The sequence below is a fragment of the uncultured Oscillibacter sp. genome (assembly GCF_947654275.1).
Classification (GTDB): Bacteria; Bacillota; Clostridia; order Oscillospirales; family Oscillospiraceae; genus Oscillibacter.
In genome coordinates this window covers 1-4,045 of record NZ_CANTJS010000100.1, presented here as the reverse complement: position 1 = coordinate 4,045, position 4,045 = coordinate 1, and the positions used below count along the sequence as shown (strand labels likewise).

The window sequence follows — 4,045 nt, the reverse complement described above, 5'->3', positions numbered from 1 at the left end:
GATATAAAAGTTGACAGACTACCCCCTTGGTGTAGCCTGTCAACTTATCATGGTGACCCGGCGGGGATTCGAACCCCGGACCCACTGCTTAAAAGGCAGTTGCTCTGCCGGCTGAGCTACCGGATCACATCCATATGGACTTGTACGCCCCGCCCTCCGGCGGGCCGCCGCCCCCCGGCGAACCGGCGGAGAAAGAGAGGGTTCCCCGTCAGGGGGACCTTTCCCCTCTTCCGGGGATCTGGCAGGGACGGCTGGACTCGAACCAGCGCGTGAGGGAGTCAAAGTCCCTTGCCTTACCGCTTGGCTACGTCCCCATGGAAAAAAGCGGGGACCGGGGCCAGGCCCGATCCCCTGCATGTTGGGGTGGGAGATGGGACTCGAACCCACGACACCCGGAACCACAATCCGGTGCTCTAACCAACTGAGCTACACCCACCACATATCACTGGTCTGGAAAACCCGACGGCTGACGAAAACCCTGGAGAGCCTGGCACGCCAGAAGGGACTCGAACCCCTGGCCTACTGCTTAGAAGGCAGTTGCTCTATCCGGCTGAGCTACTGGCGCTGATCTGGATGGAGCAGGTGACGAGAATCGAACTCGCATCCCCAGCTTGGAAGGCTGGTGCCCTGACCATTGTGCTACACCTGCATGTGCCCTCCCTGGAAGCCGTCAGCTAGGCTATAATAGCATGAATTCCCCCATCTGTCAACTGCTTCTTGTTTTTTTCCTAAAATTTTTTCCAGACTGCCCGGCAGCAGTCCTACCCCAGGGCCTCCAGCTCCAGAAAAGCCCGGAACAGTCCCAGGCCCCTCCGGCGGTCCAGCCGCTCCGGATGCCACTGCACCGCCCAGACGGGAAGCCGCAGGTGAACCAGGGCCTCCGTCACCCCCTCCGGACTCCACTGGACCGCCTCCAGCCCGGACCCCAGCCGCCCGGCTGCCTGGTGGTGGGCGCTGTTGACGCTCCCCTCCTCCCCGAGGAGCCGGGCGAAGAGCCCGGCGGACCGGACGGGGTGCATCCGGTCCCTTCCGCCCTCCGCGCTGTGGCCCGGGATATCCTGAAGCAGCGTCCCGCCGAAGAACACATTGATGGTCTGAAGCCCCCGGCAGATGCCCAGCACCGGCTTCCCGGCGGCGGTGAACCGGTCCAGCAGGACCAGCTCCGCCGCGTCCCGCTCCGGCTCCAGACCCCGGGAGGCGGTATTCTCCTCTCCGTAGCGCCAGGGCTCCAGGTCCCCCCCGCCAGGGAGCAGCAGCGCGTCCGCCGCCGGTTCCGTCTCCAGCCCGAACAGCGCCTGCCCTCCGGCGGCCTCCACAGCCCGGCGGTAATTCTCATACCGGGCCTCCTCGCCCCAGATATACACGGTTTTCCCCATACAGCTTCATTCCCCTCTTCCCGCAGATTTCAGCCCCATTTTCAGACTGTTTTAAGTCAGGTATGTATTGACTTTCCAGTATCTTCGTAGTATAGTTTATGATGCCGCTCCGCCAGTGGGAACTCCGCACGCCGGAAGACCTGCGGCGCCCGGCGCATTTCAGAATTGAAAACGGAGGAAATCAAGTCATGAACATGAAAAAGTGGGCATCTCTGCTGCTGGCCGCCGTGCTGGTGCTGGCACTGACCGCCTGCGGCGGCGGAAAAGACAAGGGCGTTTACGCTGAGGACGGCTATGCTGAGGGCCGCCTGGGCGATGTGATGCATACATATTTTATGGACTTCACCGTTAACAGCGCCTATCTGACTTCCGACTACAACGGCTACACCCCTGCCGCGGGCAATCAGCTCCTGGTTGTGAACATGACCATCAAGAACACCGATTCCTCCACTCTGCCCATGTGGGACGACGATTTCCAGGGCCAGTGGAGCAGCAGCCAGGAGACCGAGGAATTCGCCTATCCCATCACCGAGGACGGCGAGGGCGGCGAGTTGCCCACCGTCTCCGACGCCCAGCTCCCCGCCGTCTATGATCTGGCGGTGGACGAGGAGCGCACCGGCGAGCTGGTCTTTGAGGTTCCCGAGGGAGAAAAGGACTTCTCTGTCTCCACCATGGAGCTCTTCGACGACGGCAGCCTGGAGGGCCAGGAGGGCGACACCTTCTTCGTGTTCTTCTCCGCCGAGGCGAAATAAGAGTATTTCGTATTGTTAAGACGAAACCCGGAGCGGCCTGTCCGCCCCGGGTTTTTGCCTGCCCCCTTTCGCCGGTTTCACAAAAGCGCCCGGGCCAGAAGGAACAGCGCCGCCGTGTGGGCGGGATAGAAGCAGTAGAAGAACCACTTCAGTCCCGGCCCCCGCTCCCCGTTGTACCGCAGCATCAGCGGCAGGACAAAGACCATCATCCACTGAGGGTCCCCCTCCGCCGCCCCGGCGCTGAACTGCCAGAGGCAGAACAGCAGATACACGGCGGCCAGCGCCTCCCGCCGGTCCCGGAGGAAGTACATCGCCGCCCCCAGAGCAATGAAGGCGAAGCCATATTCGTTGACCTCCAGGCTTGGAACCACCCCTGTGAGCACGTCCCCGCTGAGCCCCCGGGTGAACGGCAGCAGGGCCGGCAGCATCAGATATGCCAGCTGACTCAGGGCCAGCAGACCCAGCAGCCTCCCGCCCCGCCGGGGGTCCCGCTGAAAGGCCTCCACGGCGCTGACGCAGTACCCCGCCAGCAGCAGAGGCACGAAAATATTGTGGTTCCCATAGCCCCGTTCTGTTGGAAAACGGGCATCCAGGAGCAGGCCCCAGGCCGTCATGAACAGGCTCATGGCATAGAGCCGCAGCAGATAGCGCTTCCGGCTCCGGGTGTGGGCGCAGCCCTGGGCCATGCAGAACAGAAAGAGGGGATAGGCCCCCCGGCCCAGCCAGCGGAGCCACACCGGGGCCGCCGGGAAATAGAAGCCGATGTGGTCCAGCACCATCAGGAGCAGGGCGGTCATTTTCAGCGTGAAGAGATTCATATGTCTGCCTCCTGTCTGCCCCGGCTTTTGGCTGCTTCGTGCCGTTCTCCTCTCCCGGGGCGCTCACCAAACAAATACGGGACAGGCCGCCGGAATTCTTCAAGATCTCCCGGAACAGGCTGCGGACCGGCGTTTTCCGAACAGGCCATGCGTCCCTTTTCCCTTCTCCCTTTTCAGATTAGTGTTGCTAATGCTCTATTTTCTAAATCCTGCGTCAAAGTAATGAGTCCCTATGCATAAATATAGTGGACCTCAAACCGAAGGCCACTATATTTTCCCCTTTAAGCTGTTGTCCTTTTCCCAAGTTTCCGAACCCAAATAACGATAACAGCGGCAGTTGAAATGAGAAATTCTGCGAATATAATTGGTTTCCCCATTATGCCCGTTTCGTGAAAAAGGAAGAAATCATGCTCAACAAAGCATACTGCAAAGAATACAAGGTACACAGCGATCGAGTATAGAGTACAAGCCCCAATCTGGTGTTGCCGTTGTTCACGGACAAGCATCTGCTGTTGCTGCTTTTCCAGCATTTCTGTTTTCACGGATAAATCATCAATCTCAGATGATTTCAGCAGATAATCAGTTGTAACATCAAAAATTGTACTCAATGCTGCAATCTTTTCCAATTCAGGAACGGCCTGGCCACTTTCCCATTTGGAAATAGATTGTCTTGTAACGTCAAGTTTCTCGGCTAACTGCTCCTGCGTCATGCCTTTAGCCTTCCGCAAGGTCAAAAGCTTTTCTGGAAAATTCATAGGTCTTGTACCCTCCTTGTTATGATACTAAAATAATACCAGGATCCTCGATTGACCTCTATATAGTCCACTGAACATTTGCGCAACTAACGGTAGCAATACTAGAGCAATTTTGAAACATCTGCATTTTTTACTATAACAATATAATATTTTCTTGTCTATTGCAAGGATAAGAATTGAGCCAGAATTGATTCCACCCCATTTTACGATGATTGTTATAGTTGCTGGGGACTTTTGTGAAATTGCCGGAGTTTATACCCAGCAACACTTTCCTTAAAAGAGACTTTCCCCAGGGAAATCAATTTTCAAGAATAGTACAAATATCCGAGGGATTCAGGAGACAG

The 4,045-nt window shown here is 57.4% G+C and carries 4 protein-coding genes and 5 tRNA genes; 1 reads left to right on the top strand and 8 read right to left on the bottom strand.

The features are described from left to right. Positions 1 to 50: 50 nt before the first annotated feature. The 6 genes from Q0063_RS14435 to Q0063_RS14410 all read right to left on the bottom strand — a co-directional run bounded on the left by Q0063_RS14435 (position 51) and on the right by Q0063_RS14410 (position 1,376). Positions 51 to 126: transfer RNA gene (locus Q0063_RS14435), tRNA-Lys, on the bottom strand. Positions 127 to 239: 113 nt separating this feature from the next. Then, positions 240 to 314: transfer RNA gene (locus Q0063_RS14430), tRNA-Gln, on the bottom strand. 45 nt (positions 315 to 359) lie between these two features. Further along, positions 360 to 436, bottom strand: a tRNA-His gene (locus tag Q0063_RS14425). 52 nt (positions 437 to 488) lie between these two features. Then, positions 489 to 565: transfer RNA gene (locus Q0063_RS14420), tRNA-Arg, on the bottom strand. A 9-nt stretch (positions 566 to 574) separates the two neighbouring features. Then, positions 575 to 649, bottom strand: a tRNA-Gly gene (locus Q0063_RS14415). A 112-nt stretch (positions 650 to 761) separates the two neighbouring features. Beyond that, on the bottom strand, positions 762 to 1,376 hold the full coding sequence (locus Q0063_RS14410; RefSeq protein ID WP_297872653.1) for a gamma-glutamyl-gamma-aminobutyrate hydrolase family protein: 615 nt from the start codon (positions 1,374 to 1,376) through the stop codon (positions 762 to 764). A gap of 188 nt (positions 1,377 to 1,564) precedes the next feature. On the opposite strand from Q0063_RS14410, the gene Q0063_RS14405 reads away from it, so the two are divergent. Next, complete coding sequence (locus Q0063_RS14405; RefSeq protein WP_297872652.1) at positions 1,565 to 2,128, top strand: DUF4352 domain-containing protein; 564 nt, start codon at positions 1,565 to 1,567, stop codon at positions 2,126 to 2,128. A 77-nt stretch (positions 2,129 to 2,205) separates the two neighbouring features. On the opposite strand, the gene Q0063_RS14400 is transcribed toward Q0063_RS14405, so the two are convergent. After that, entirely contained in the window at positions 2,206 to 2,946 is a 741-nt protein-coding gene (locus Q0063_RS14400) for a TraX family protein (RefSeq protein ID WP_297872651.1), read from the bottom strand. A 281-nt stretch (positions 2,947 to 3,227) separates the two neighbouring features. Then, positions 3,228 to 3,701, bottom strand: a complete 474-nt coding sequence (locus Q0063_RS14395; protein WP_297872650.1) for a helix-turn-helix domain-containing protein — start codon at positions 3,699 to 3,701, stop codon at positions 3,228 to 3,230. Between the last annotated feature and the right edge of the window lie 344 nt (positions 3,702 to 4,045).